Source organism: Synechococcus sp. Cruz-7E5 (genome assembly GCF_024345995.1).
GTDB lineage: Bacteria > Cyanobacteriota > Cyanobacteriia > PCC-6307 > Cyanobiaceae > Regnicoccus_A.
On sequence record NZ_JAGQCE010000009.1, the window covers coordinates 16,197 to 42,699 of the forward strand.

At 67.6% G+C, this 26,503-nt stretch carries 30 protein-coding genes, 1 tRNA gene and 1 riboswitch; of the genes, 13 read left to right on the forward strand and 18 right to left on the reverse strand.

Translation table 11 applies throughout. The features are described 5' to 3' along the window. Positions 1-33 precede the first annotated feature (33 nt). The 5 genes from KBY77_RS10830 to gcvT all read right to left on the reverse strand — a co-directional run bounded on the left by KBY77_RS10830 (position 34) and on the right by gcvT (position 6,698). On the reverse strand, positions 34-1,701 hold the full coding sequence (locus KBY77_RS10830) for a CTP synthase (protein WP_255104239.1): 1,668 nt from the start codon (positions 1,699-1,701) through the stop codon (positions 34-36). 136 nt (positions 1,702-1,837) lie between these two features. After that, on the reverse strand, positions 1,838-2,335 hold the full coding sequence (locus KBY77_RS10835) for a Dps family protein (RefSeq protein ID WP_315856479.1): 498 nt from the start codon (positions 2,333-2,335) through the stop codon (positions 1,838-1,840). A gap of 85 nt (positions 2,336-2,420) precedes the next feature. Next, positions 2,421-3,536, reverse strand: coding sequence for an RNA polymerase sigma factor, RpoD/SigA family (locus tag KBY77_RS10840; RefSeq protein ID WP_255104241.1), 1,116 nt, complete (start codon positions 3,534-3,536; stop codon positions 2,421-2,423). A 150-nt stretch (positions 3,537-3,686) separates the two neighbouring features. Beyond that, complete coding sequence (gene aspS / locus KBY77_RS10845) at positions 3,687-5,507, reverse strand: aspartate--tRNA ligase (RefSeq protein ID WP_255104243.1); 1,821 nt, start codon at positions 5,505-5,507, stop codon at positions 3,687-3,689. A gap of 54 nt (positions 5,508-5,561) precedes the next feature. Further along, the gene (gene gcvT / locus KBY77_RS10850) at positions 5,562-6,698 is read right to left on the reverse strand and encodes a glycine cleavage system aminomethyltransferase GcvT (protein WP_255104245.1); all 1,137 of its coding nucleotides are present in this window, start codon (positions 6,696-6,698) and stop codon (positions 5,562-5,564) included. 168 nt (positions 6,699-6,866) lie between these two features. On the opposite strand from gcvT, the gene KBY77_RS10855 reads away from it, so the two are divergent. After that, the gene (locus tag KBY77_RS10855) at positions 6,867-7,118 is read left to right on the forward strand and encodes a hypothetical protein (protein WP_255104247.1); all 252 of its coding nucleotides are present in this window, start codon (positions 6,867-6,869) and stop codon (positions 7,116-7,118) included. Positions 7,119-7,284: 166 nt separating this feature from the next. Continuing rightward, a complete protein-coding gene (locus tag KBY77_RS10860; RefSeq protein WP_255094272.1) occupies positions 7,285-7,644 on the forward strand; it encodes a cyclic nucleotide-binding domain-containing protein in 360 nt (119 codons plus the stop codon). On the opposite strand, the gene speB (KBY77_RS10865) is transcribed toward KBY77_RS10860, so the two are convergent. Together speB (KBY77_RS10865) and speE are read right to left on the reverse strand one after the other, a co-directional pair. Next, the gene (gene speB / locus KBY77_RS10865; protein WP_255104250.1) at positions 7,638-8,564 is read right to left on the reverse strand and encodes an agmatinase; all 927 of its coding nucleotides are present in this window, start codon (positions 8,562-8,564) and stop codon (positions 7,638-7,640) included. The two genes, KBY77_RS10860 and speB (KBY77_RS10865), sit on opposite strands and share 7 nt — an antisense overlap. A 4-nt stretch (positions 8,565-8,568) precedes the next feature. Next, positions 8,569-9,429 carry a polyamine aminopropyltransferase gene (speE, locus tag KBY77_RS10870; RefSeq protein ID WP_255104253.1) on the reverse strand — a complete coding sequence of 287 codons (861 nt, stop codon included), beginning with the start codon at positions 9,427-9,429 and terminating at the stop codon, positions 8,569-8,571. A 96-nt stretch (positions 9,430-9,525) separates the two neighbouring features. Here speE and KBY77_RS10875 point away from each other — a divergent pair, with 96 nt between their 5' ends. Both KBY77_RS10875 and arfB read left to right on the forward strand, forming a co-directional pair. After that, positions 9,526-10,269: a carbonic anhydrase gene (locus KBY77_RS10875; protein WP_255104255.1), complete on the forward strand. Its 744-nt coding sequence runs from the start codon at positions 9,526-9,528 to the stop codon at positions 10,267-10,269. A gap of 18 nt (positions 10,270-10,287) precedes the next feature. Further along, complete coding sequence (arfB, locus tag KBY77_RS10880; RefSeq protein WP_255104258.1) at positions 10,288-10,722, forward strand: alternative ribosome rescue aminoacyl-tRNA hydrolase ArfB; 435 nt, start codon at positions 10,288-10,290, stop codon at positions 10,720-10,722. Between the two features lie 18 nt (positions 10,723-10,740). Here the strand turns inward: arfB and mazG are convergent, their stop codons facing one another. Together mazG and KBY77_RS10890 are read right to left on the reverse strand one after the other, a co-directional pair. Then, positions 10,741-11,559 (reverse strand): nucleoside triphosphate pyrophosphohydrolase, encoded by an 819-nt coding sequence (gene mazG, locus KBY77_RS10885; protein ID WP_255104406.1) that lies wholly within the window; start codon positions 11,557-11,559, stop codon positions 10,741-10,743. Between the two features lie 84 nt (positions 11,560-11,643). Then, the gene (locus KBY77_RS10890) at positions 11,644-12,186 is read right to left on the reverse strand and encodes a metal-binding protein (protein WP_255104260.1); all 543 of its coding nucleotides are present in this window, start codon (positions 12,184-12,186) and stop codon (positions 11,644-11,646) included. Positions 12,187-12,227: 41 nt separating this feature from the next. On the opposite strand from KBY77_RS10890, the gene KBY77_RS10895 reads away from it, so the two are divergent. Continuing rightward, positions 12,228-12,299 (forward strand) — tRNA-Val (locus KBY77_RS10895). Positions 12,300-12,571: 272 nt separating this feature from the next. Next, on the forward strand, positions 12,572-13,201 hold the full coding sequence (locus KBY77_RS10900; protein WP_255104261.1) for a methyltransferase domain-containing protein: 630 nt from the start codon (positions 12,572-12,574) through the stop codon (positions 13,199-13,201). Positions 13,202-13,315: 114 nt separating this feature from the next. Here KBY77_RS10900 and KBY77_RS10905 read toward each other — a convergent pair whose 3' ends face one another. Further along, positions 13,316-13,684, reverse strand: coding sequence for an AbrB family transcriptional regulator (locus KBY77_RS10905; RefSeq protein ID WP_094556058.1), 369 nt, complete (start codon positions 13,682-13,684; stop codon positions 13,316-13,318). Positions 13,685-14,022: 338 nt separating this feature from the next. Between KBY77_RS10905 and KBY77_RS10910 the strand changes: the two genes are divergently transcribed. The 7 genes from KBY77_RS10910 to KBY77_RS10940 all read left to right on the forward strand — a co-directional run bounded on the left by KBY77_RS10910 (position 14,023) and on the right by KBY77_RS10940 (position 18,916). Then, positions 14,023-14,901, forward strand: a complete 879-nt coding sequence (locus tag KBY77_RS10910; protein WP_255104263.1) for a GNAT family N-acetyltransferase — start codon at positions 14,023-14,025, stop codon at positions 14,899-14,901. 96 nt (positions 14,902-14,997) lie between these two features. Next, positions 14,998-15,909: an ion channel gene (locus KBY77_RS10915; protein ID WP_255104265.1), complete on the forward strand. Its 912-nt coding sequence runs from the start codon at positions 14,998-15,000 to the stop codon at positions 15,907-15,909. A 19-nt stretch (positions 15,910-15,928) separates the two neighbouring features. Beyond that, complete coding sequence (locus KBY77_RS10920) at positions 15,929-16,306, forward strand: DCC1-like thiol-disulfide oxidoreductase family protein (RefSeq protein ID WP_315856480.1); 378 nt, start codon at positions 15,929-15,931, stop codon at positions 16,304-16,306. 19 nt (positions 16,307-16,325) lie between these two features. Beyond that, positions 16,326-16,775 (forward strand): hypothetical protein, encoded by a 450-nt coding sequence (locus KBY77_RS10925; RefSeq protein ID WP_255104268.1) that lies wholly within the window; start codon positions 16,326-16,328, stop codon positions 16,773-16,775. Positions 16,776-16,799: 24 nt separating this feature from the next. Beyond that, the gene (locus KBY77_RS10930; RefSeq protein WP_255104270.1) at positions 16,800-17,636 is read left to right on the forward strand and encodes a gamma-glutamylcyclotransferase; all 837 of its coding nucleotides are present in this window, start codon (positions 16,800-16,802) and stop codon (positions 17,634-17,636) included. Positions 17,637-17,860: 224 nt separating this feature from the next. After that, complete coding sequence (locus KBY77_RS10935) at positions 17,861-18,058, forward strand: hypothetical protein (RefSeq protein WP_255104272.1); 198 nt, start codon at positions 17,861-17,863, stop codon at positions 18,056-18,058. After that, positions 18,059-18,916: a sugar phosphate isomerase/epimerase gene (locus KBY77_RS10940; RefSeq protein ID WP_255104274.1), complete on the forward strand. Its 858-nt coding sequence runs from the start codon at positions 18,059-18,061 to the stop codon at positions 18,914-18,916. On the opposite strand, the gene KBY77_RS10945 is transcribed toward KBY77_RS10940, so the two are convergent. The 8 genes from KBY77_RS10945 to speB (KBY77_RS10980) form a co-directional block, all read right to left on the reverse strand. Continuing rightward, positions 18,876-19,958 carry an aromatic ring-hydroxylating dioxygenase subunit alpha gene (locus KBY77_RS10945; protein WP_255104276.1) on the reverse strand — a complete coding sequence of 361 codons (1,083 nt, stop codon included), beginning with the start codon at positions 19,956-19,958 and terminating at the stop codon, positions 18,876-18,878. The genes KBY77_RS10940 and KBY77_RS10945 overlap by 41 nt on opposite strands. A gap of 10 nt (positions 19,959-19,968) precedes the next feature. Further along, the gene (locus KBY77_RS10950) at positions 19,969-20,736 is read right to left on the reverse strand and encodes an ABC transporter ATP-binding protein (RefSeq protein WP_255104278.1); all 768 of its coding nucleotides are present in this window, start codon (positions 20,734-20,736) and stop codon (positions 19,969-19,971) included. 1 nt (position 20,737) lies between these two features. Then, on the reverse strand, positions 20,738-21,484 hold the full coding sequence (locus KBY77_RS10955) for an ABC transporter permease (protein WP_255104280.1): 747 nt from the start codon (positions 21,482-21,484) through the stop codon (positions 20,738-20,740). 10 nt (positions 21,485-21,494) lie between these two features. Further along, positions 21,495-22,565, reverse strand: a complete 1,071-nt coding sequence (locus tag KBY77_RS10960) for an ABC transporter substrate-binding protein (RefSeq protein WP_255104282.1) — start codon at positions 22,563-22,565, stop codon at positions 21,495-21,497. A 66-nt stretch (positions 22,566-22,631) separates the two neighbouring features. Then, positions 22,632-24,017, reverse strand: coding sequence for a type III glutamate--ammonia ligase (glnT, locus tag KBY77_RS10965; RefSeq protein ID WP_255104284.1), 1,386 nt, complete (start codon positions 24,015-24,017; stop codon positions 22,632-22,634). Then, positions 24,014-24,718, reverse strand: coding sequence for a hydrogenase nickel incorporation protein HypB (gene hypB, locus KBY77_RS10970; RefSeq protein WP_255104286.1), 705 nt, complete (start codon positions 24,716-24,718; stop codon positions 24,014-24,016). The genes glnT and hypB overlap by 4 nt, the downstream gene beginning before the upstream one ends. Positions 24,719-24,722: 4 nt before the next feature. Further along, positions 24,723-25,115 (reverse strand): hydrogenase maturation nickel metallochaperone HypA, encoded by a 393-nt coding sequence (locus KBY77_RS10975; protein ID WP_255104288.1) that lies wholly within the window; start codon positions 25,113-25,115, stop codon positions 24,723-24,725. Positions 25,116-25,118: 3 nt separating this feature from the next. Next, complete coding sequence (speB, locus tag KBY77_RS10980) at positions 25,119-26,324, reverse strand: agmatinase (RefSeq protein WP_255104290.1); 1,206 nt, start codon at positions 26,322-26,324, stop codon at positions 25,119-25,121. 25 nt (positions 26,325-26,349) lie between these two features. Then, positions 26,350-26,471, reverse strand: a riboswitch (guanidine-I (ykkC/yxkD leader). Between the last annotated feature and the right edge of the window lie 32 nt (positions 26,472-26,503).

The following is a 26,503-nucleotide window of genomic DNA, read 5'->3' on the forward strand; positions in this document are numbered from 1 at the left end:
CCAGCAGCCGCTCCATCCCCTCCAGCTGGGCGCTCAAGCCCGCACGGGCATCTCCTGCGGAATGGCTTCAGACTGCTGCTCCTGGCCATTGGGGCTGACTTCGCCCCGCCGACCCTGCGCTGCCGCGATCAACCCGCGGAAAAGCGGATGGGGCTTGCCTGGCCGAGACAGGAATTCGGGGTGGTACTGACAGGCGGTGAAGAAGGGGTGATCGTTCAGCTCGATCAGCTCCACCAGCCGGCCATCGGGTGAGGTGCCGCTGATGGTGTAGCCGCCTGCCTGGAAGAGGTTGCGGTATGCGTTGTTGAACTCATAGCGGTGGCGGTGCCGCTCGTAGACCACCTCCTCCCCATACAGGCTGGCGGCCATGGTGCCCGCCGTCAGCCGGCAGGGGTAGACCCCGAGGCGCATCGTGCCGCCCAGATCGATCACATCCTGCTGCTCCGGCAGCAGATGAATCACGGGATGAACGCTGTCGGCATCGAGCTCGGCGCTGGTGGCGCCCGCCAGACCGGCGAGGTTGCGCGCCCACTCGATCACCGCGCACTGCATACCGAGGCAGAGGCCCAGGAAGGGCACCCGCTCTTCGCGGGCCCAGCGGATCGCCGCCACCTTGCCATCGACACCCCGATGCCCGAAGCCGCCCGGAACCACCACGGCATCCATGCCGCGCAGCAGCGCTTCGGCGCCCTGGGTCTCGATCTGCTCGGCGGAGACCCAGTGCAGGTCAAGGCTGGCCTCCCGATCGATGCAGGCGTGGCGCAGGGCCTCCACCACCGAGAGGTAGGCGTCGTTGAGCTGCACATACTTGCCCACCAGCGCCACCTTCACCGCCGCGCCGGGGTTGCGCAGCTTCTGCACCAGGGCCTCCCAGCGCTCCATGTCGCTGTCGCGATCTTCGAGTTCCAGCACCTCGAGCACCTGACGGCAGAGACCCTCCTGCTCCAGGGCGATCGGCACCGCATAGATGCTGTCGGCGTCGCGGGCGGGAATCACCGCTTCACGGAGGACGCCGCAGAAGCCGCCGATCTTGGCCTTGAGCTCCTCACTGATGGGGCGGTCGCAGCGGCAGACCAGCAGATCGGGCTGGATGCCGATCGAGCGCAGCTCCTTGACCGAGTGCTGGGTGGGCTTGGTCTTGATCTCGCCGGAGGTGCCTATATAAGGCAGCAGGGTGACATGCACGTAGGCGAGGTCGCGGCGGCCCACATCGCCCCGGAATTCACGGATGGCCTCCAGGAACGGCAGGGATTCGATGTCACCCACCGTGCCGCCGATCTCGGTGATCACCACATCCACTCCGCTGTCGGCGGCCACCCGGTGGATGCGTTCGCGGATCTCTCCGGTGATGTGGGGGATCACCTGCACGGTGCCTCCGTGGTAGTCACCGCGGCGTTCCTTGTTGATCACCGCCTGGTAGATCGAGCCGGTGGTCACGCTGTTCAGGCGCGACATGGCGGTGTCGGTGAAGCGCTCGTAGTGGCCCAGGTCAAGGTCGGTCTCGGCACCGTCCTGGGTGACGAATACCTCTCCGTGCTGGTACGGGCTCATCGTGCCCGGATCCACATTCAGATAGGGATCGAGCTTGAGGATCGAGACGCTATAGCCCCGGGATTTGAGCAGCCGCCCCAGGCTCGCCGCCACGATGCCCTTGCCGATGCTCGACACCACCCCGCCGGTCACGAAGACGAACTTGGTCATGGGCGGTGGACCAGGCACAGCAGACACCTCAATCTATCGAGCCCTCCCCAAGGCTCCTTGCCGAATCCCCTTGGCCTGGCGACAGGCCGTATTGCCCGCGCAGCGGGCGCGACGGCCAGAGCCAGGCTCAGGTGATTCAGGCCTCAAGGAGACTCCGCAACATCCAGGCGGTTTTCTCGTGGATCTGCAGCCGCTGGGTGAGCAGGTCGGCGGTGGGTTCATCCCCGGCCTCCGCCACCAGCGGGAAGAGGCTGCGGGCGGTGCGGGCCACCGCTTCATGGCCCATCACCAGCTCTCGCACCATCTCCAGGGCCGGGGGCTGACCCTGAGTTTCGGGAATCGAGGACAGGGCCGCGAAGCGGGAGCCACCGAAGGGGGCTGGACAGCCCAGGGCCCGGATCCGCTCGGCGATCACATCGAGGGCCATCCAGAGCTCGGTGTACTGCTCCATGAACATCAGGTGGAGCGTGTTGAACATCGGCCCGGTCACGTTCCAGTGGAAGCCGTGGGTCTTGCCGTAGAGGACGTAGCTGTCGGCCAGCACCCGGCCAAGGCCGGCCGCGATCTGCTGGCGCTGGTCATCGGAGATGCCGATGTCGATCGGAGGAGCGGTGATGGCTGGGGCGTTACTCACGGAACCAGGGCGGAATGATTCCGGTTTAGCCCAGCACCGGCGCCGGCGTCCAGGGGGGGGCCGTGGGGCGTGCGCGCGGGCTGCCTCAACCGTCGAGGCTGGCGAGGTAATCGTGAATCCGGCCGCGCCGGGCCGGCTGGCGCAACTTGTGCAGGGCCCTGGTCTCGATCTGGCGCACCCGCTCCCGCGAGAGCTGCATCCCCTCGCCGATCTGGGCCAGGGTGCGGGGGGTGTCATCGCTGAGGCCGTAGCGCAGGCGGATCACCTCGGCCTCCCGCTGGCTGAGTTCATCGAGCAGGGCGTCAAGGTCGCTCTGCAGGTGCTGGCGGGTGAGGCGTTGCTCGGGGGTCTCTGTGGGGTCCTCGAGCAGGTCCCCCAGAGGCGTGTCCTGGTCGTGGCCAACCCTGGTCTCCAGGGAGATCGAGCGGGGCACCCGCAGCAGGGTGAGGCGCACGGCATCCTCACTCCACTGCAGCGCCTGGGCCAACTCGCTGAGAGTGGCGGTGCGGCCATGGTCACTGGCGAACTGGCGCTGAGCTTTCTTGATCCGGTTCAGCTTCTCGGTGACGTGGACCGGCAGGCGGATCGTGCGGCTCTGGGTGGCGATCGCCCGGGTGACACCCTGGCGAATCCACCAGTAGGCGTAGGTGCTGAAGCGGAAGCCACGGGTGGGGTCGTATTTCTCCACCGCCCGCTCCAGGCCCAGGGTGCCCTCCTGAACCAGATCGAGCAGTTCCATCCCTCGCTTCTGATACTTCTTGGCCACCGCCACCACCAGGCGCAGGTTGGCCTGGATCATGCGGTCGCGGGCACGGCGACCGCGCAGCAGCCGTTGCTGGAGATCTCCGAGGCTGAGCTCCAGGCAAGCGGCCCAGGTTCTGTGGCCCTCCTGCAGGATTCGACGCAGCTCGGCCAGGGGCAGGCCGCATGCTTCCGCCCACTGGCCATGGGAGGGCTGGTGGGTGAGGCGACTGGCAAGCCGCTGGCGCACCAGCTCCAGATCGACCATGGTCTGCAGGATCGGCAGCTCGGCTGCCTGCGCAAGCCGCTGGCTCAGCAGATCCTCACGGGCCTGCACCTGACGGGCCAGCAGCAGCTCCTCCTCCTGGCTGAGCATGTCCACCCGGCCGATGTCCTGGAGGTAGAGCCGCACCAGATCGGCGCTGGCCCTGCTGGGGAGACGGGATTGGTTCCGGGCCACTCCGGGCTCGTGATCCCGGGTGCCTTGAAGCGCTGCTGTTGACCCTGCCGACACGAACCCTGGATTGCACTGCCATCACCATCGGGTTTGCGGCGATGGCCGACCTGAAACAGATGGTTTCTCTTCGGGATCAGCCGTGTCTCGCGGCGGTCACTCCGGCTCCATCCAGGTGCTGGCCACGTGCAGATCCTCCAGTTGCTGGGGGGCAACGTCGGCGGGGGCCTGGGTGAGCAGGCAGCGGGCCTGCTGGGTCTTGGGGAAGGCGATCGTGTCGCGGATCGACTCCTCGCCGGCCAGCAGCATCACCATGCGATCGATCCCGAAGGCCAGTCCGCCGTGGGGCGGAGCGCCAAGGTCGAGGGCTTCCATCAGGAAGCCGAACTGGCGCTCGCCCTCCTCCGGGGGCAGACCGATGGTCTGCAGCACCTGACGCTGCAGGGCCGAATCGTGGATGCGCAGGGAGCCGCCCCCCAGTTCCAGGCCGTTGAGCACCAGGTCGTAGGCCTGGGCGCGGGCGCTGGGCAGGGTGGCAGCCCACTGGGCCGGATCGCTGCCGAGGTCGTCGGTATTGGGGGCGCAGAAGGGGTGGTGCAGCGCCTCGAAGCGGTTCTCGCCGGCGTTGAACTCGAACATCGGAAAATCGACAACCCAGAGGAAGTTCCAGGTGTCGTTCTCCCGTTCGGGCGGCACCAGCTTCAGCTCGCGGGCCAGGAACTGACGCACCCGGTCGAGAGCCTTGTTCACCGTGGAGGTGTCGCCGGCTCCGAAGAGCAGCAGGGTGCCGGGCACGGCGCCGGTGCGCTGCAGCAACTCAGCCTTGGTGGTGGCGCTGAGGTTGTCCTTGATGGCGCCGATCGTGTCGATCTCGCCGCCCTCGCGCACGCGGATGAAGGCCAGACCACCGGCGCCCGCGGCCTGGGCCTCGCTGAACACGTCACCGCCGGGCTTGATGCGCACATTGCTGAGGGCGTCATTGCCGCCGGGCACGGCGATGCACTTCACGGAGCCGCCGGCCGCCACCGCGCCTGAAAACACCTTGAAGCCCATGCCGGCCACCAGGTCGCTCACGTTGGTGAGCTCCATGCCGTAGCGGGTGTCGGGCCGGTCGGTGCCGTAGCGCTCCATGGCCTCATGCCAGCTGAGCCGGGGGAAGGGCCGCGGCAGCTCAATCCCCTTCACAGCCTTCCAGATCGAGGCGATCAGGGCTTCGTTGAGCTCGAGGATCTCCTCCTGGCCCATGAAGCTCATCTCGATGTCCAGCTGGGTGAACTCCGGCTGGCGGTCGGCGCGAAGGTCTTCGTCGCGGAAGCAACGAGCCACCTGGTAGTAGCGCTCGATGCCGCCCACCATCAGCAGCTGCTTGAACAGCTGGGGCGACTGGGGCAGGGCGAACCACTCGCCGCCACACACCCGCGATGGCACCAGATAGTCGCGGGCACCCTCGGGGGTGGAACGGGTGAGCACCGGGGTTTCCACCTCGATGAAGCCCTGGTCTTCCAGGAAGCGGCGGGCGGCCTGGATCGTGCGGGCCCGCAGACGCAGGTTGCCGTTCATGCGCTCGCGGCGCAGGTCGAGGTAACGGTGACGCAGCCGCAGCTCCTCGCGGGTGTTCTCCTCGTCGTGCACCGACACGGGGAAGGGCAGGGGCTTGCGCACCACATTCAGCACCGTGAGCCGGCTGGCGAGCACCTCCACCTCACCAGTGGCCAGGCGGGTGTTCAGCGACTCCTGGGGCCGCAGCCGCACCCGGCCCTGCACCTGCAGCACCGTTTCATTGCGCAGGTGTTCCGCCACGGCGAAGGCCTCGGGCCCCAGATCGGGATCGACGGTGACCTGGACGGTGCCGCTGCGGTCTCGCAGATCGACGAAGATCACCCCGCCGTGGTCGCGGCGGCGGTCGACCCAGCCACTCAGCTCAACGACCTGATCGACGCTGCTGCTACGCAGATCGCCGCACCCGTGGCTGCGCATCGTGAAAGGAACTCAATCCGAGAGTGTCCCATGGCGGCCGCCTGGCCGGAGACCTCAGCCCCGCCGGTAGAAGGGCCGCTTCACCACCACGGCAGGCTCCGCCCTGCCGCGGATCTCCACCGCCAGTTCGGTCCCCACCCGGGCGGCATCGGCAGGCACGTAGGCCAGGGCGATCGCCTCGCCCAGGCTGGGCGACCAGGTGCCGCTGCTGACCTCCCCCACCACCTGGTCCTCACGCAGCACCGCATAGCCATGGCGCGCGATCGCCCGGCCCTGCAGCTTCAACCCCACGAGCCGCCGACTCACCCCCTCAGCGCTCTGGCGCTCCAGCACGTCACGGCCGATGAAATCGGCCGGCATCTCCAGGTGCACGAGCCAGCCCAGGGAGGCCTCCAGCGGCGTGGTGGCGGCATCCATGTCGCTGCCGTAGAGGTGCATCGCCGCCTCCAGTCGCAGGGTGTCGCGGGCGCCGAGGCCGCAGGGGGTCACCCCCTCCGCCAGCAGCTGGGCCCAGAGGGCACAACCGGCGGCGCGATCCAGCAGCAGTTCCACGCCGTCTTCACCGGTGTAGCCCGTGCGGGCCACGAAGACGCTGGCCCCGGCGGCATCCCCGGAAGCGGTGCCGCTCAGGTGGATGGTGCGGTGGCCGAAGCGGGGCAGGCCACTCAGATCGGCGCCGGCCAGGGTCTCCAGCCGGGCGATCGCCTCAGGACCCTGCAGGGCCAGCAGCACCCCATCGGCCTTGCGGTCGCTGATCACCAGCCCGATGGGCTCCAGCTGGCTGCGCAGCCAGGCAGTGTCGGCTTCAGCGCAGCCGGCGTTGATGATCACCAGCAGTTCATCTGCTGGGCCTTCACTGTCTTCAGGCCGGCCGAGGTCGTAGACGATCAGATCGTCGCGGATGCCTCCGGCCTCATTGAGCAGCACGGTGTAGGTGGCCTCGCCCGGGCCGATTCGGAACAGATCGCTGGGCACCAGCGCCTGCAGGGCGTCCTTGGCTCCATCACCCCGCAGGCTCAGCACACCCATGTGGGAAATGTCAAAGACACCGCAGGCCTGACGCACCGCCTTGTGCTCCTGCACCAGCCCCTGGAATTGCACGGGCATCTCCCAGCCCTCGAAAGGCACCAGGCGGGCGCCGGCATCGCGACAGGCCCCATGCAGAGGAGTTCGCTTCAGGGAGTCCGCCATGGGATGGGCCGTCGCGTCTGCTGGCGGGATCCTATGGACACAGCTCCAGTGGACGGAGGCCCCGGGTGCGCCTTTCCGGCAATACCGAAGACTTCCAGCAGGTTCGGTTTTCCCCTGGTCCAACAATCAAAAGCTCCTTACCTTGGGTGCCCTGAATGGGTCGTGCCCATGGGCCAGCGCCCGAACTGTCGTAGCTGCAATCACTGCCAGACGCCTGAGCCAGCCTTCGGCGGCACTGAGCAGAGCTGGTGCCAGATGCGACGGCTGGCGATCCACCCCGAGCTGGCCGCGGATCTGTGGTGCCACCACTGGACCCCCCGTCCACCCCGCCTCCCCAGCGTCGACCATGCTCCCGTGGCGATTCCGTCGCTTGCCAACCGCCAGCTCGCCCTCACCGACCTGCTGGTGGCCGCCAGCTGACCTACCCCCCCCCCCCCGGGGGCGGCTTGAATTCGCTGCATCTTCTCTGCATTGTGTAACGCAGTTAGCCAGAAAAGGCAGGCAGCGCACGCCATGCTGAATGTTCTGATCCCTGAATGGAGGTGGATGATTGGTTGCACTCGCACCCGCAACGCCGGTTGAACTGATGGCTTCCCAGGTGGACGGTGAAACTCTCACCCTGCCCACCGGCTCTCATGTGTTTCACCCAGGTGATCTCGCCCGCGCCATCTACGGAGTCCGCAAGGGCATCGTCGAACTGATCGACGCCACGAGCAATCGCCTCTGCTATCGCCACGGCGAGCTGTTCAGCTACGAAGACATCGCCTGGCGCGGTGGGTACTTCCGCAATGAGGCCATCGCCCGCACCCCGGTGGAGCTGGTCAAGCTTGACCGGCTGAATTTTCTCAACCTGCTGCACAACCACCCCACGCTGGCGGTGGTGTTGATCGGGCAGCAGCACGAACGGCTGCGGGAGCAACGCTCCAGCGGTTCGTATTCCTACTGAACCTGGCCCAGCAGCAGCAGCAGGCTGCGGGTCACCTTCGCCGCCAGCACCGCGCTAACGCCGCTGGGATCCAGCCCCGGGGCGAGTTCGACCACATCGGCCGCCACCAGCCGCTGGTGGCGCAGCTCCTCCAGCAGCCCCGCGAAGTGGCCCCAGTGGTAACCACCGGGTTCGGGGGTGCCGGTGCCGGGCAGCACGGCGGGATCAAACCAGTCGAGGTCAACGGTGAGGTAGATCGGCCGACCCCGCAGTGGGGCGAGAGCTGCCGCCAGCTCCGCCTGCAGCCGCTCTGGCTGCAGCGACAGACCCGGGCCCTGCCCCACCAGCCGGCCACTGCGGCGCAGTTCCTCGAACTCGTCACGGGTGCCGCTGCGGATCGCCACCTGCAGCAGATCACCGGACGGGAGCACCTCCAGGCAGCGGCGCATGGCACAGGCATGGCTGTGGCGTGCCCCCAGCCAGCTCTGGCGCAGATCGGCGTGGGCATCGAGCTGCACCAGGGCCAGGTCGGGATAGCGGGCGGCCACGGCGGCCACGGCGCCACTGCTGATCGAGTGCTCACCACCGAGCATCAACGGCCGCAGCCCCAGCTCCTGCACCGTCCGGGTGGCCTCGCCCACGGCCTCCAGCACCGGCTCCGGCGCGCCGAAGGGAATGGCCACCGCCCCCAGGTCGCAGAAGGGAAGGTCATCGAGATCGAGATCCAGCTGGGGGTCGTAGGTTTCCAGCCCGCTGCTCACCTCCCGGATCGCCGCTGGCCCGAAGCGGGTGCCCGGCCTGAAGGAGGTGGTGCCGTCGTAGGGCACCCCGAAAAGGCCCACCCGGCAACCCTCGGGGTCGCGCCGCGATCCCATGAAAATTGCGCCGTCTCGGTCAAACAGGTCGCCCTTGAGCAGGTTCAGCGCAGCGGACAGGGACATCAGCTCAGGCCTGGGGATGGGCCAGGGCCCGCTCAATGCCGGCCGGGACGGCATCGAAGGCACCTCGCTGCCAGCGGGGCGACCAGATCTCACAGCCGGCCGCCACCGCCGCCGCCCGCTCGGCGATGGGCTCCCGGTAGCGGGGGCCATCGGTGGCGGCGAAGGTCCAGCTCCACCAGCCGCTCGGATACATCGGCACCCAGCCATAGAGCGGATCGGCATGGCCGAACACCTCCCGCAGCAGTCGCACACTGGCCAGGTGCACCTCGCGGAAAGCCTCCGGGGATTCGCTCTGGGTGGCGAACACACCGCCAGGCCGCAGCAGGCGGCGGCAGTGCTGGAAGAAGGCGCGATTGAACAGGCCTTCGGCGGGGCCAGCGGGGTCGGAGCCGTCCACGATCACCACGTCGTAGCTGGCGGCAGCCGCCGCGGACACCCAGCCGATGCCATCCCCCACGGTCAGATGGAAGCGGGGATCGTCCCAGCAGCCGCCCCCCAGGGAGGGCAGGTAACGCTGGGCGCACTCCACCACCAGTGCGTCGATCTCCACCAGATCGAGGTGGCGCACACCCTGGTGGCGCAGGCACTCCCGCGCCGTGCCACCGTCGCCGCCGCCGATCACCAGCACCCGCTCGATGGCGGCGGCGGAGCAGAGGGCCGGATGAACCAGAGGCTCGTGGTAATGGCGCTCCTGGCCTTCGGCCGTCATCCAGCAGCCATCGAGCAGCAACCCCTTGCCGTAGCGCTGGCTGTCGATGATCGTGACCAGCTGGTAGGGGCTGGCCTCCTCCAGCACCACCTTGGCTTCGAGGCCGTAGCGCACGCCCTGGTGAATTTCATCGACCCAGCCAGCACTTGAATCCATGGCTGCTGACGCTCGGAGCGGTCCTAGCTAAGCCTCCAGAGGAGCACCCTGTCACCTGGGCATCCCTGGGCCCGCACCATCCATGAGCCTGAGCCGATGACGCTGACCCGACGGGAGTGGCTGCAACGCGCGGGCCTGGCGGCCAGCGTCCTGGCCCTGCAGGAGCTGGGCCCGGCCCGGGCGGAGGCCGGCGCGCTTACGCCCGAGCTGGAGCAGAGCCTCTCGGCCTGCACGCCCCACGACGACCCGCTCGGCAGCCTGCTGCGCCGCAATCGCCAGTTCAGCCGCGCCTGGCAGGCCGCCGCCACTGCCGGCAGCGCCCAGGAGCGCACCGCGCTGATGAACGGCCTCTGGCAGAGCAGTTGTCAGTTGGACCCTAGCGCCATGGCCAGCGGCCAGAGGCCCTGGGCCGCACTGCTGAGCTGCGCTGATTCCCGGGTGTCGCCGGAGTGGATCTTCGTGTCGGGGTCCGGGGAGCTGTTCGATGTGCGCTGTGCCGGCAACACCGCCTTCGACGACGGCATCGCCTCGCTGGAGTACGCGGTGGCGGAGCTGGCGGTGCCGCTGATCCTGGTGATGGGACACAGCGGCTGCGGCGCCGTCACCGCCGCCCTGGCCGAGGCACCGCTCACCCCGCTGCTGGAGCACCTGGTGACGCCGATCCGGGCGGCGCTGGAGCCGGGCGACGACCTCAGCCTGGCGATCCGCCACAACGCCTGCCATTCCGCCCGGGAGCTGAGCCGGCGCAGCGCCCTGCTGCGGGAGGCGGTGAGTTCCGGGCGGCTGCGCATCCAGCCCGCCTGCTTCGACATCGCCAGCGGCGCGGTGACGCTGCTGTGATGAACCACGAGTTGATCGATGCCTGACCTGCCTCTGAACGAACGGCTGGTGATCCCGGCAGCGGAGCTGAACTGGCGCTTCTCCCGCTCCTCGGGGCCGGGCGGCCAGGGGGTGAACACCACCGATTCACGGGTGGAGCTGGTGTTCGATCTGGCGGCCACCTCGGCGCTGCCTCCCCTGCTCAAGGCCCGGGCGCTGAGGCGGCTGGAGGGACGGCTGCGGGATGGCGCGCTGGTGCTCACCGCTTCGGAGCACCGCTCCCAGTGGCAGAACCGTCAGGCGGCCCTGCGGCGGCTGGCGGAGCTGCTGTGCTCCGCCATCAAACCGCCACCACCGCCCCGCCGGCGCACCAAGCCCACCCGGGGTTCGGTGGAGCGCCGCCTGAGCGCCAAGAAGCTGCGGGGAGCGATCAAGGGCCAGCGCCGCTCCCAAGCTCCCCGTCCCGACGACTGAGCCGCAGGCTCCAGCAGCTCACGCTGGTGGGTTGGAAGCTTCGGCCTCCGCACGGATCTGGGCCTTGGCCTGCTGCCAGAGCCCCTCCAGCTCAGGGAGGCTCTGGCCCTGCAGGGTCCCGCCCAGGGCCGCCTCGACGCGGGAGAAGCGATCGAGAAAGCGGCGGTTCGTGCCCGCCAGGCCGGCATCCGGATCAAGGCCGCACCAGCGAGCCACGTTCACAAGCGTGAACAGCACATCCCCCAGCTCCTCCTGGGCGTGGACCCGGTCGCCGCTGGCCACCGCCTGCTTGAGCTCATCGAGCTCCTCATGCACCTTCTCCCACACCCCCTCGATCGAGTCCCACTCGAAGCCGGCGGCGGCGGCCTTGCGGGAGATGGTCATGGCAGCAGCCAGGGCGGGCTGGCCGCGCACCTTGGCGGCGAGGCGATCGCTGAGGGGACTGGGGGAGGCTCCGGCCGTTCCCTCGAGGGCCTTGATCGCTTCCCAGCTGGCCTTCACCGCGGCGCTGTCGCCGCTCAGGCCCCGGTTGGTGGCTGTGGCGGATTCGGGGGCGGCGAATACGTGAGGGTGGCGCCGCACCAGCTTGTCGTGGAGACCACGGCTGATCTGGGTGAGATCGAAGCGGCCTGCCTCGCTGGCGATCTGGGCGTGCAGCAGCACCTGCAGCAGCAGGTCGCCCAGTTCCTCGGCGAGGTGCCGGTCGTCGCCATGACGGATGGCGTCAGCCACCTCATGGGCCTCCTCCAGCACGTAGGGCAGCAGCGAGGCATGGGTCTGCTCCAGGTCCCAGGGGCAGCCGTTCTCGGGGTCGCGCAGCTGAGCCACCACGGCCATCAACCTGGCGAGGGACTCCAGGGCAGCAGGATCGAGCGGGGAATCGGGACCGGTCACAGGCCGATGGGCCGCAGGATCTCCGTCCTAACGCCGGCTTCTGCTCCACCGCCGCTGCCTTCGACTCCGCTTGCGGCGCCATAGCGGCCGCAGCAGCCGGGGCAGACGCGGCAGGGGGTCCCCGTCCTGGAGCAGGTGCAGCCAGCTGCTGGCCTCCACCCCCACCAGCGCCGCCAGCAGCAGGGGCCGCTGCTCGCTCCAGAGCCCATGGGCCATCTCCAGCAGCCGCCCGGGGCCCGTTGCGCCCAGGGGAGAGAGCAGTGCACTCAGCGCCAGCAGCAGCGCCGCCAGGTAGGCCAGCCGCAGCGCCGAACCCAGCAGCGGGCTGTGGGAGAGCAGGGAGCGGTGGCGCAGCCCGCGGCGGTAAGGCCACCAGAGCAGGGCGAGCGGACCCCAGCGCCGGCTGGGGTTGGAGCGGGTGTCGAGATCCGGCGAGAGCCACAGGCCGCCCACCAGGAAACCAGCGGCGGCACTCGCCACCCCTGCCAGCCCCAGCCACGGCATCCACAGCAGAGCGAAGGGCAGGCTCAGCAGCCAGGTGGCGCGGTCATGGCTGCGGCCACTGGCCATGGCGGAAGCAGGCGGCTGGTGTGGGGGCAGAATGGCGCTGCGCGCGATTAGCTCAGCGGTAGAGCGCCTGCCTTACAAGCAGGATGTCGCTGGTTCGAACCCGGCATCGCGCATTCCTCTGCTGGCCTGAATGCCTGCTGATAGCAAGCATTCGAAAGGAACAACGAGCAACGAAGCGAATGGCTCCGCGGCGCCATCACGGCAGCTGAGAATCTCGTTCTCAAACCGGCCGAGTGGACAGGCTCCGTCGTAGAGATCAGAGAGCTCGGGAGTGGGCAGCGATTGACCGCAAGGTCGAATCTTTTCGGCGGAGGCTGGATCCAGGGCTCGCTCAACGCCACATGACCACCCATCCCCCAAGCACCAATTTCAGCGGAACTGGCTCATGACGACTCAAGACACTGACCTGACACCAAATGCCTGGGATCAGCGTTATCTGGAGGGTCGTGATGGCTGGGACCTGGGCCGGGCCGCTCCGCCGCTGCGGCATTTTCTTCACGAACATCCGCTGGCACCCCAGCCTCCGGGCAGGGTGCTGGTGCCAGGTTTTGGCCGCGGCCATGACGCACGTCTGCTGGCCAACCTCGGCTTCAAGGTGACCGGGATCGACATCAGCGCCGAAGCCCTGCGCGAGGCCCGTCGGCTGGATCAGCCCGAAGCGTCATGTCAGTGGCTGCAGGTGGATGCCCTCGACCCCATGGCACTGCACAAGGAGGGATTGGCAGCAGGCAGCATGATCGGCGTGGTGGAGCACACCTGCTTCTGCGCGATTGATCCATCCCTGCGGGAGGCCTACGCCAACAGCATGGGGGAAATGGTTGCCGCAGGGGGGTGGCTGCTGGGCCTGTTCTGGTGCCACTCCCGCAGCGGAGGACCTCCGTTCGGCTGTCAACCGGAGCGGGTGAATCAGCTATTAGGGGGGGCTGGATTCGAGGCCGAGGTGTGGGGGCCCGCTCAAAACGGGCTGCCCAGCCGAGATAACGAATGGCTCGGACTCTGGCGCCGCAGGGGCTGAGGCCAGGAACCGAAGAGCTGGCGCCCTCAACCGAAGGCTCCAGCTCTCAGATAAGAGATGGCAGGTGGCAAACCCCTGCCACTGCAGGGTTAACGTCCTGCAGTGGTCAGACGATCACTCGTCTTCGTCGTCGCCTCCGACAGGAACGAGACGGATCTGCTTCCGGCCCAGCTTGATCTGGAACTCATCGCCGGGCTTGAGGTCGATCAAGGCGGTGTAGGCCTTGCCGATCAGCAGGTTGCCGTTGAACTGAACCTTGGTGACGTAGCTGAGCTTGCGGCCACTCTTGCCGGCACCGGCTCCACCGCCGACGCCGAGGCTAACGCCCTTGGCTTCCAGCAGCGCTTCGTAGAAGGCCGTGAAGTTGAGCCGCTCGCTGCCGTCTTTCTTGGAACTCACGTAGCCACAGCTGCGCACCAGGTCGGATTTGGAGGAATCACCCATCTCCTTCACCTTGGCGAGCAGGTCAGGTCCGGTGAGCATGACGTTCGTGTCTTGGATCAATCGAATGATAGCAATCGAACAGATGCTTTGACCAGCAAACAGCTGCCAGTTCAGGCCAACAACCCCCGCCAACTGATGACCGAATGCAAGCCGCAAGCCGCTTGACGGAAAGCCACATCGTTCCAACGGTTTTCCCTGGGCCGGCTCACCACCGGGATGGATCTTCGAGCCGGATCAACTCACCAGCTCCCCAGGCATCCAGCTGGAGGCCATCACCAGCCCCAGACCTGAGCACAACGAATCGGCCATGATGTCGGCGATCGGGCATCCCAGGGGTCGCCGCATTGGTCGCCAGTCCTGATTTCACGATCCGGCCGATGGTCGAGTCCGACCTGCCCCTGGTGACGGAATGGGCCCGGCAGGAAGGCTTCTGCCCTGGACTGGGGGACGCCGGTGTGTACCGCCATACCGATGGCGCTGGCCTCTGGGTGGGGTGCCTCGGCGAGGAGCCGGTGGGATGTATCGCAGGAATTCGTTACGACGAGCGCTATGGATTCATCGGCCTGTTTCTTGTGCGCCCGGCCTTCCGCGGACGGGGCTACGGCGTGGCGCTCTGGCGTCAGGCCCTCGCACACCTCGATGGGGTGGCCTGCATCGGCCTGGAGGCGGCGCCCGAGCGGCTGATCGACTACGGCCAGTGGGGCTTCGAGGCGGCCTATGACACCCTGCGCTGGCGCCTTGCCGCCGCCCGCCGCCCCCGCTGCAGCGGGGGCCAGCTGCCACCGGGCTATGGCGTGGTGGCCGCGGCTCAGCTGGGAGCGGATGCCGGCAGCCATGAACTGGTGCTCAGCTACGACGCCCGTCACGAAGCCACTCCGCGCCCCCACTTCCTGGGGGAATGGCTGGGGCAGGGCAGCGGCACCGTGGAACTGGTGCGCGATGAACTGGGTTGTTGCCGCGGTTTCGGGCGGATCAGGCCCTGCCTGCTGCCCGATAGTGCCGGCGCCGTGGGCTGGCGGCTGGGCCCGTTGCTGGCGGATGCCCCACCGCTGGCCGGGGCCCTGCTCGATCGGCTCTGCTCCGAGCGCACGGGACCCGTGCTGATCGATGCTCCCGAGGCGAATCCCAGGGCCCATCGCCTGCTTGAGCAGCGCGGCTTCCAGATCGCCGGGCGCACCGTGCGCATGTATCGCGGCACCCCTCCCGAGCTACCCCTGCAGGACATCTACGGTCTGGCCTGCCTGGAGCTGGGCTGAGGGACAGCCAAAAACCCCTGACTAGTCTGGGCAGGCCCGGCTGGCGATGGTGCCCTCTGCCTGGGAGCGCTCCCCTGCCTCGCCATCGCCGACACCATGAACCCCTTCCGCCGCCTGCGGACCCGATCAAGCCGCCTGCGCCCAGTGCGCCTGCTCAAGCTCGATGGCGTCTACCGCGCCGACAACATCGACAGCCTGATCAACCAGTGGCGGGAACCCTACCGGCTGATGCTGAAGCTGCCCTGGCCGGGCTTCCTGCTGCTGATCGCCCTGACCTACCTGGGCACCAACGTCCTCTTCGCGCTGCTCTATCTGCTCGATGCTCAGGGCATCGGCGGCCTGCCGAAGGGCCAGGTGGCGGGGTTCAGCGACGCCTTCTTCTTCAGCGTGCAGACCCTGGGCTCGATCGGCTACGGCGTGCTCCACCCAGTCTCGCCAGTGGTGAACGCCCTGGTCACCCTGCAGGCCTTCGTGAGCCTGGTGTTCACCGCCGTGACCACCGGCCTGGTGTTCGCCCGCTTCTCCCGCAGCCGGGCGGAGATCCGCTTCAGCAAGGTGGCCACGGTCCAGCCCTGGGATGGGAGGCCCTGTCTCACCTTCCGCATCGTCAACGTGCACCAGAACAATCTGGTGAGTGCCAAGGTCCAGGCCTATCTGGCCATCGATGAACGCAGCGCCGAGGGGGAAACGATGCGCCGCCTGCACCGGCTGGAGCTGGTGCGCAGCGAAGCCTTCCTGTTCCAGCTGATGTGGACGGTGATGCACCCGATCGGCCCGGACAGTCCTCTGCATGGCCTCGGCGAGGCCAAGTTGCGCGCCGCCCACGGGGAGGTGCTGGTGGCGTTCGAAGGCGTCGATGAAACGGTGCGCAGCCCGGTGTACAAGCGCGCCGCCTACAACAGCAGCCGGATCCGCTTCGATGAAACCTTCGTCGATATCGTCAGAGATGACCAGAGTGAGTTTCGCTGCCTTGATTTCAGCCGCTTCAACGACACCCGCCAGCGCTGAACCAAGAACGATCCAGCTGGTGTTCGACGGTGGCTGTCCCTTTTGCAGCACCTTTGCCGCCATGGGCGAACTGCGTGGCGGGCTGCCCCAGCTGCAGATCATCGATGGCCGCGCCGATCACGAGTTGCGCCGGCGGCTCAAACAACGGGGCTTCGATCTGACCACCGGGGCCGTTCTGATCGAGGGCGAGCGCTGCTGGCATGGGGCCGAAGCTGTGCAGCGGCTCTGCGCCCAGTTGCGGCCAAGTTCCGCCCTGCTGGGACTGCTCAAGGCGGTGTTCGGCGAGGAGAAGCGCAGCCGCACGCTCTATCCCCTCCTGCTGGCCGCCCGCCGTGGTGCCCTGGCGCTGCGGGGGCTGCCGCTCGATCCGGACGACAGCGCTCGGCCTAACCTCTGAAGTCAGCGATCGCGGCGCCATGAGCTATCTGCGCGAGATCATGAATCGGCTGCGGGAACGCTCCGGAAATGGCCACTTCGGGCATGAGCCTCCCGCCATGCCTTACAGCCCCCTCAGCGAGCGGGTGCTCGAGGAGCATCTGCACACCTACCGCGAACACCTGCAGGCCTGCAGTGACGCCATGCTCCCCTACGAATGGGCCTGGCTCGAGGACCACCTCGCCACTCTCCAGCTCTCGAGCGGCCAGGGAGCGATGCAGAAGGTGCTGGGGGGGCCGCAGCGGGTGGCCGATCTGCTGCGCGAGACCCAGTGCTTCCAGGCCGAAGTGCGCGGGGAACTGAGCCGGCGGGGCCTCGAGCCCGGCACCCGCACAGCACCGCTGGCGGCCCAGGAGCACGCCTGGGAGCTGAGCAACCCGGCCATCCGCCAGGAGTGGGGCATCGATCAGGCAGAGCCCCATCCCGGCTGAGGCGAGGCAACACGCGATCGCCCGATGTCGGAGCACGTATTCGTCTACGGGAGCCTGAAGCGGGGGGAGCCCAACCACCCCTGGCTCGACGGGAGCCGCTTCCTCGGGAGGCGGCGCCTGGGGGGAGCCCGGCTGCACGACCTCGGCCCCTACCCGATGGCGGTGGCCGCCACTGAACCGGAAGCTCATGACGCCCAGGGACCACAGGAGCCGGCCCTGATCCATGGCGAGCTGTATGCGCTGGAGGCGAGCGGCCTGGAACGGCTCGATCTGCTCGAAGACGTGCCCCGCGAGTACCAACGTCAGCGCTGTCAGCTCAGCGACGGCAGCCGGGCCTGGGTGTACGTGGGCCGCCATGGGCAGGTGATCGGTCTGCCGCTGGTGCCCTACGGCGACTGGAGAAGCACCCCGGTGTTCAGCTACGGCTCGAACCTCTGCCCCTCCCAGCTGGCGCGGCGCTGCCCCCGCTGGGATGGCAGCGGCCTGGTGGCACGGCTGGAGGGCTGGCGCTGGGGGATCAACAAGCGGCGCCTTGGCCGTGCTCCGGGCGAAGGGGCCGCCGGTCTCGTGCGCCACAGCGGCGCCCACTGCTGGGGAGTGGTGCACCATCACAGCCCGGATGATCGGGCCGCCCTCGACCGCTGCGAGGGCGTGGCGGCCGGTCACTACCACCATCAGCGGGTCCGGGTGATCACCGGCGCCGGCGAACCTCTCGACGCTCTCACCTATGTGCCCACTCCCGCCTGGCGCGCGCCAGGGCTGAGCGCCGGCTGCGACTACGCCGCGGCCATCCTGCGGGGAGCCCGCCACTGGCAGCTGCCGGAGGCCTGGCTGGGCCTGCTGGAGGCGGAGCTGCGCTAGGGCCATCACAGGCCACAGGCCATGCGTCAGCTGCAGGTCCTTCAGCGATGGAATCAGCCGCTGCCGCTCACCACATAGGTGGGGCCGCGGCCACGGGGATGGCCCGCTCAACGCCGTCGCCAGAATGATCTGGCTGGTGGGCTGGCGCCCCTTCAGCCTGGGAGAACTCTCGGTAGGGTTATGGGTGTGAAAGCCCGGTCAAGACCGGTGCAGGAATGATCGCCATGGCCCCCACCACCCAGGATCCCCGTCATCAGGCCCTGGTGTTGTCGCTGCGTCAGCGCATGGCAGAAGCCCGTGCCTGCGGCGATGCCGAGACCCGCCAGGCCCTGTTCCGCGAGGCGGTCTACCTCGGCATCCAGCCCGATCTGTTGGAAGATGGGCAGGCCACGGCAGCAGGGGGGCCAGGCGACGGACGCTGAATGCGGGCCCTGATCCTGCACAGCCTCTGGGGATTTCAATGCGACCTGCCCTCGGCCATCCACCAGGCACGCCAGGGCGGCTTCGATGGTGTGGAAGCCAACCTCGACCATCCAGCCCTTGCCGGCACTGATCCCGAGGCGCTTGTCGACGAGTTCGGCCGCACCGAGCTGGCCCTGATCGTGGAGCTGGTCACCGGCAACGGCTACGTGCCCGATCTCGCCATGACGGCCGCTGAGCATCTGCAGCAGCTGGCCAGCCAGCTGGAGCGCTGCCGACCGTTGAACCCCCTGCGGATCACAGTGATCAGCGGCAGCGACAGCTGGAGCTGGGCGGAGCAGCAATGGTTCTGGGATCGGGCCCTGGAGCTGGCCGCCGCCGCGCCGGCACCGGTGAGCTTCGAAACCCACCGCTCACGCAGCCTGGCGGACCCCTGGCGCATCCAGGCATGGCTCAACCGTTACCCCACCCTGCGCCTCACCGCTGATCTGAGCCACTGGTGTGTCGCCTGCGAGCGGCTGATGACCCCTGATCTGGAGCCCATTCAGGCGATCGCTGACCGGGTCGATCACATCCATGCCCGGGTTGGCCATGCCCAGGGCCCCCAGGTCAGCCATCCCTTCGCGCCCGAGCACGCCGAGGCCCTGGCGGCGCACCGTGCCTGCTGGGAGCTGTTCCTCAAGCGGGCCCGCGCACGCGGCAAGGAGTGCATCACGCTCACGCCGGAATTCGGCCCCGACGGTTATCTGCCCACCCTCCCCTTCACCAACCAGCCCGTCGCCGATCTGCTGGAGATCAACACGGCCATGGCCAGCTGGCTCAGGCGGAATCTGACAGCGGCGGCTGCTCCAGGCCCATGATCCGCGCATAGAGCGCCTGCTGGTGCAGGATGCGACCCTCCAGCCGATGGGCGGGGCCAGGCTTGAGGCCACTGGCATACCCCCGCTGGGCCGACTCCACCAGGGCCCGGTCCTCCTCCAGGAAGGCGCCCAGCTCCTCGATCCACTCCTGGCCGCGGTGCAGCTGCGAGGGGTCCCCCAGCAACCACACCTGCAGGCGGCAGCGGCCTGGATCGAGGGGCGGAAAGCTGATCAGGGCCAGGCGGCCATCCGGCCAGGCCAGCAGATGAATCCAGGGCGGCGCTCCGAAGGTGAGGAACTCCGCCGCAGCTGCAGGGCCACCATGGCCATGGGTCGCCACCGGTGTGGCCAGCAGATTGGTGTGCGCAGCGAAGCGGTGGCGGTAGTGGCGCACCGGCCCCTGCTGGCGGTGCAGGGTGGTGGGGTGGGCGATCGCCACGTGGTAGTCGTCGAGGGTGTTGTCGTGGGCGATCTTCCAGTTGCAGGCCAGGTCGCGCTCCAGGCTGGCCAGCAGCACCCGTGGCCGCTCCAGCTCCGGACCCAGCTCCTGCACCACCAGGTCCAGCTGCTGCTCCAGCGGCAGCGGATCGGGACCGATCGCCACCCACAGCATCGAGGCGCGCACTGCGCAGGTCAGACCGGTCAGGGGCCAGTCGCTGCGCACGAAGGGATCGAAGAACTCAGGCTCCCGGGCCGCGGCTCGCAGGCGGCCATCTAGGTCATAGGTCCAGCCGTGGTAGGTGCAGACCAGACGGCGGCAGGGCTGGGCGCCGGCCGCAGGCGGCAGCAGGGCCACTCCGCGGTGGGGACAGCGGTTGAGGAACGCCCGAGGCGGCCCGCCGGGGGGATGGCTGAGCAGCAAAGGCAGGTCCAGAAGCTCCAGCGCCAGAACCGTGCCCTCCGGCAGGCTGGAGAGGGGCACCACCGGGTGCCAGAACCGCGGTGCGTAGACCGCCCGCTCATGCTCCGCCACGGCGGCCGAGCCGTAATGCTCGACCGCCAGGAACGGGCGACCGGGGAAGGAGGCCCCGTTGCCGGCCATGGCAACCGCGTCAGCTGGCGGCTGCATCGAGGTTGCGCAGGCTGGTGACCAGTTCTTCCCGCAGCTCCAGGAACGGCGGGGACATCCGCAGGTGAGCCAGGTTGGAGCGGTCCAGATCCGCCTCCACCGTCCGCACGATCCGCCCGGGGCTCGGCGCCATGATGTGAACCCGCTGGGCCAGCAGCAGCGCCTCCTCCAGATCGTGGGTGATCAGCAGAGCGGTGATTCCGGAGCGCTGCCAGAGCTCATAGAGGAACTCCTGCATCGTTTCGCGAATCTGCAGATCCAGCGCGCCGAAGGGCTCATCCAGCAGCACCACCTTCGGGTCAGCGGCCAGGGCACGGGCGATCGCCACCCGCTGCTGCATTCCCCCCGACAGTTCCTTCGGCAGACGCCGGGCGTCGTTCTGCAGGCCCACCACCTCAAGGAAATAGGCGGTGCGCTCGCGCACCAGGGCCCTGGGCAGTCCCTGCAGCGACATGCCGAAGGCCACGTTCTGGGCAGCCGTCATCCAGGGGTAAAGGCTGTATTTCTGGAACACCATGCCCCGGTCGGAGCCTGGCCCGCGCACCGGCTTGCCGTCCATTGCGATCACCCCCGTACTGGGGCGCTCCAGGCCGGCGATCAGGCGCATCACCGTGGATTTGCCCGAGCCGGAGCTGCCCACCAGGGCCACGAATTCACCCGAATCGACCGAGAGGGTGATGTCATCGAGCACGAGCTTGGCGTGGCGGCCATCGCCGAAGGTCTTGCTGACGCCACTGACGGAAAGGTGCATCTCAGCTGGCCCAGCGACAGCTGCGCCGCAGCACGGCGCGGAAGCCCAGATCGATAAGAAGACCGATCAGGCCGATCACGATCAGGCCCACGAAGATCTCATCGGTGCGCAGAAAGCGCTGGGCCAGGCTGATCCGCTTGCCCAGACCCTCGTTAGCGGCCACCAGCTCCGCCACGATCACCAGGTTCCAGGCCGAGGCCATGTTGATGCGATAGGCATCGATCACCTGGGGGGCGATGTACGGGGCCACCACTCGGGTGAGGATCGGCAGCTTCCGGCCTCCGAGGGTGAGGGCGGTTTCAAGCAACTCCCGCGGCACGAATTTCACCGCATCCATAATCATCAGCGTGTTGAAGAAAAAGGTGCCGATGAAGATCAACAGCACCTTGGGCAACTCCCCCAGGCCGAAATAGATGATCAGCAGGGGAATGAAGGCCGGAGCCGGCATGTAGCGGATCAGCCCCAGCAGGGGCTCCAGCAGGCGACAGATCAACGTGTTGCTGCCCATGGCGATGCCCAGGGGCAAGGCCAGGGCAGCCGAGAGCGCGAAACCGAGAAACACCCGCCGGACACTGGCGATCGCGTCGGCCACCAGGATTCCTCCCCGGAACTGGTCGCCAGCTGCTTGCCAGACCGCAGGCGGGCTGGGCAGGAAGAGCGGATCCACCGCGCCGCTGAGGCTGATCAAGGACCAGGCCAGCAGCACCACAGCGATCCCAAGCGGACCCAGTAACCAGGGGGAGCGCATGACGGATCGCTCAGGGGGCCGCATCGACGAAACGGGAGTCGAAGAGCCTGGTGAGATCCGGCGGTGTCTTGGCCAGGCCCACCTCCTGCAGGAAGGTGCTGATCTCACTGGCGGCAAAAGGCAGCGAGGCCATGGTGTTGCCGGGCTTGAGCGCCTCACGGTTCTGCTCGAGCGTGAAGATCGTGGTGCCGAGGTCGTACTCCTTGTATTCGGCCTCGCTCACTCCAGCCCGGGCCGCCAGGATCGTGAGGCTGGGGCCCGGGTTGGCCTTTATCTCCTGGAGGGTGGCGAACCAGGCGTTCACCACCTTCTGCAGCTGCTCGGGGTTCTTCTCCACGAACTCACTGCGGCAGACCAGGTGATCGCTGATGGCGCCGGGGAACTCCTTGGAGGAGAACAGGGTGGTGCTGCCGGGGCGCTTGAGCGCCTGGGTGGTGAAGGGCGCGAACACGCCCACCGCATCCACCCTCTCAGCCACAAAGGCCGCTGCTGCTGCTCCGGTTTCCAGGGGCACGAACTCGATGTCCTTGGCCGTGAGGCCCGCCTTCTTCAGGCCCAGGAGCAGCAGGTAGTGATCAACGGTGCCCTCTTCAGCGGCCACCTTGCGGCCCTTGAGCTGGGGCACCGCGGTGATGCCCTGGGCGGCAATGATCTGATCATTGCCGGTGGAGTTGTCGTTGGTGAGCACCACCCGCAGGTCGGCACCACCGGCGATCGAGCTGATCGTGTCGTTGAGGGTCTGGCTGTTGCAGTCGAGCTGGCCGGCGTTGAGGGCGTTGATCGAATCGAGATAGCCGTCGAACCACTGGAGAGTCACGGGGACGCCTGCGGCCTTGAACAGGCCCTTCTCCTCGGTGACCTGCCAGGGAATCCAACCGGGCCAGGCACTGAAGCCGATCCGCACGGGCGTGGCTCCCGTCTGCGGCGGGCTCTGGCAGCTCGACAGCAGGCCACCGCCCAGAACCGCCAGCAGACCGAATCCGAGCAGCCGCTGCCGCCTGCGTCTAGAAACCTGGGAACGCTGTGTGCAGGACGTGGGGCTGGAGATGGAGTCGAAGGAAGAAGGGGGGATGGAGGTCATCGGTTAAGTGGCGAAGGAATAGGGGAAGGCATCAAGAAGCGGGAGAGATCAACATCTGATCGTTGTTCAGAGGAACTCGAGATAGCGCGCCAGTTCCCAGTCGGACACGCAGCCGTGATAGTCGGCCCATTCGGCTCGTTTGTAGTCGATGAACGCGTCGGCCATGGCATCACCGAACACCAAGCGGGAGAGTGGATCAGCGGCAAAGGCCTCGATCGCCTCCCCGAGGGTCCGCGGCAACACCTTCAGACCCCGCTCGGCCCTCTGCTGGGGGCTGAGCCGGTAGGCATTGACGAGATTGGCAGGGCCTGGATCCAGGCCCTCCCGGATACCTTCCAGCCCCGCCGCAAGGATCATCGCCGCACCGAGATAGGGGTTGCAGGCACTGTCGGCGGCACGACATTCGACCCGATCGGCAGCTGATGGAATCCGCAGCATGTTGGTGCGGTTGTTATTGCCGTAGCAGATGAACACCGGCGCCCAGGTGAAGCCGCTCATCGATCCCTGAGCCACCAGCCGCTTGTAACTGTTCACCGTGGGGGCGATCACGGCGCAGATCGCCGGCGCATGGCGCAGGATGCCGGCGATGAACTGCTCCGCCAATGGGCTGATGGTTCCAGGGGTGTCGGCCGCGAAGAGGTTGCGGCCCGTGCCTGGGTCCGCCAGCGACATGTTGAAGTGGGCACCGCTGCCAGTGCGATTACTGAAGGGTTTGGGCATGAAGCTGGCGATCAACCCATGGCGGTGGGTGATCTCCTTGAGCATCAGCCGGAAGAAGGTCAGTCGATCCGCCATGGTGAGCGCCTCGGCATAGGCGAAGTCGGTCTCGAACTGGCCATTGCCATCCTCGTGATCGAAGGAATACACCCCCCAGCCCAGATCATTCATCGCCTGAACCAGCTCATCGAGCCAGGGCAGATTGTCGAGCAAGCCGGTGAGGTCGTAGCAGGGTTTCTCGAGGTTGTCGCGGGAGCTGGCGGGCCGAAGAACGCCGTCATCACCGCGGCGCAGCACAAAGAATTCGGTCTCGATGCCGAGGTTGAAGCGGAAGCCCAGCCGCCCGGCTTCATTGAGGGCGCGGATCAGGATGTTGCGGCTGCAGGCCTCGAAGGGCTGCCCGTGCAGGTGCAGGCTGCTGGCCAGCCAGACCACGTCGCGGCGCCAGGGCAGCACCGTGGCCGTGGCCAGATCGGGGATGGCTGCCACCTCGTCGTCGCTGACATCCTGGGGAACGCCATCGAGGGCGGCACCGGTGAACAGTTCGGAGCCTGCCAGCATCGACTCGAAATGGTCGAGCGGCACCGCCTTGGCCTTGCTGGTGCCGTGCAGATCCACGAAGCTTGCCAGGGCATAACTCACCCCCTGGCTGAGCAGATCCAGCTTGCGCTGCTGCCAGCTCAGCTGGGGTTCAGTCAGCGGATCAGCGGTGGCCAGGGAGTGAAGGCTGCTCATCCCACCTCCACCAGAGCCGCCTGGCGGGTGTGCTCCCTGGTGGTGGCCAGCACCCACTGGTGCCAGGCATCGAGCCCGGCGCCGCTGCTGGCCGACACCTGGAAGACCTCGGCGGCCGGGTTGACCGAGCGGATGTGCGTTTCGATGCGCTGGACCGCGACGGGCAGATAGGGCAGCAGATCCACCTTGGTGATCAGCACGCAATCGGCCTCGCGGAACATCACCGGGTACTTGAGGGGTTTGTCGTCGCCTTCAGTGACACTCAGCAGGGCCACCTTGAGGTGCTCGCCCACCTCAAATTCAGCTGGACAGACCAGGTTGCCCACGTTCTCCACCCAGAGCAGATCGAGAGCGGCCGGATCCAGCTGCGCCTGGAGCTGACACAGGCCGCCGCTCACCATCGCCGCATCCAGGTGGCAGGCGCGGCCTGTGGTGATCGGCACCACCGGCACCCCCACCGCTTCGAGGCGCTGGGCATCGAGCTGGGTGGTCATGTCGCCCTCCAGCACCGCCATCTCCAGATGGGGCGCAAGTGCCGTGATCGTGCGTTCCAGCAGGGAGGTCTTGCCGGCGCCGGGGCTGCTCATCACGTTGAGGCAGAGCAGGTTCCAGGCGTCGAAGTGCTCGCGGTTGTGATCCGCCTGGTGCTGATTGGCGGCCATCAGATTGAGGCCGAGGGTGTCGCTGAGGGGCATGTGCATGGGATCAGCGCGAAGGAACGGCGGCGGGGTCTGAGGTCTGTTGCGGCAGGCTGTAGTCGACAGAGCGGATGCGCAGCTCACGGCCGCTGACGATCTCCTCCATGGGCCGATCGCAGCAGGGGGAGCGGTAGGCCTGAGCGGAATCGGGGCTGTAGACGCTGGTGCAGCCCAGGCAACGGGCCCGCAGGGGAACGGTTTCGATCTCGAGCGTCGAGCCGTCGAGCCAGGTGCCCTCCACCGCGGCAGCGAAGGTGAACCGCAGCGCCTCCGGTTCCACACAGGTGAAGTCCCCCACCTGCAGGTGCACGGCTGCCACCACGGGAGTCAGGGGCTCCTGCCCACGCTTCCACTCCTGCAGGGAGAGCAGCAGGCACTTGGTCATGTCGACCTCATGCATGGCCTATCTCCACTTCTGATCGACGGCCATGTTGCAGGCTTCATGCAACCAGGGCGGCTTGCTCCTGCGGGGCAGCTGGCCGCTCACCACCAGATGGGCCATCACATCGCAGATCACGCGGGTGGCCATCAGCGAGGTCATGTCGCTGATGTCGTAAGGCGGGGAGACCTCCACCACCTCCAGGCCGCAGACCGGCACGTTGCGCACGATCAGCTCCAGCAGCTTGAGCGCCTCGCGCGGCAGCAGACCGCCCGGTTCGGGCCAGCCTGTGCCGGGCACGAAACCAGCGTCGATGCAATCAATGTCGAAGGAGATGTAGACGCAGTCGGTGCCGTCGGTGGCACGCTCGATCGCGAACTGCGCTGCCGCCTCCAGGCCCATGTCGCAGATATCGGTGACGGTGAGCACGTTGGTGCCCCGCTCCCGGCAGACCTTCACCCCTTCACGCGGCACCTGCCAGCCGCCGATGCCCAGCTGCACCAGGTTCTCGGCCGGGGCGTTGGCCATGTTGGTGGCATGGAACCAGGGGCAGGTATGCATGCGCTCGTCGAGGTCGATCTCCTGGGTGTCGACATGACGATCAAAGTGGATGATGCCTACCTTCTTGTCACCCAGATGGCGGCAGACGCCACGCACGGTGGGAAAGCCGATCGAGTGATCTCCACCAAGAATGATCGGGAAGGCTCCACTGGCGAAGACGTGCGCCACGCCCTTGGAGATCTGATCGAAGCTCTTTTCGTTGTTGGCCGGAATCGTGAAGATATCGCCGACATCGCAGAGCCTGATCGACTCGCGCAGATCGACGCCCATTTCGTAGTTGTAGGGCGTATAGAGGGCCGAGATGCGCCGGATCCCCTGGGGCCCGAAGCGGGTGCCGGGGCGGTAGGTGGTGCCGGAGTCATGCGGCACGCCCATGATCGCCACATCGAACTCACCGACGCGGTTCACATCCTCGATGTAAGGCGCCTTCATGAACGTGTTTATCCCCGCGTAGTGAGGCAGCTCACCACGGGAGAAGGTGGAAATGCGCCGATCGACGATGCTCTCAGCCGCCTCAAGGCCGTAAAGCAGACCCTGATCCACCTCCTGCTGCCAGCCGGTAAGCGGCAGGCGGGCTTCCTTCTCAAGGGCCTCGGCGCCCTGGCGGCCGGCAGGCGGCGCCTGGGTACGCCGGTCGAAGGCCCCTTCCGGGCCTGGGGATGCTGTCATGGCAAACACGGAGGTGGGGGTTGCGGTCTCCCGGGCTTTTATCCCTCCGTGCAACCGGGTGACCCCGGTGAGCTTCTCTCGGACCAGACGCCGCATCCGGCTCGCCGAAGCGAACTGATGCCAACCGGAACCCTAGAAGCTGCTTCCGCCACAGAACCCTCACCCCACCCGAAGCGTCG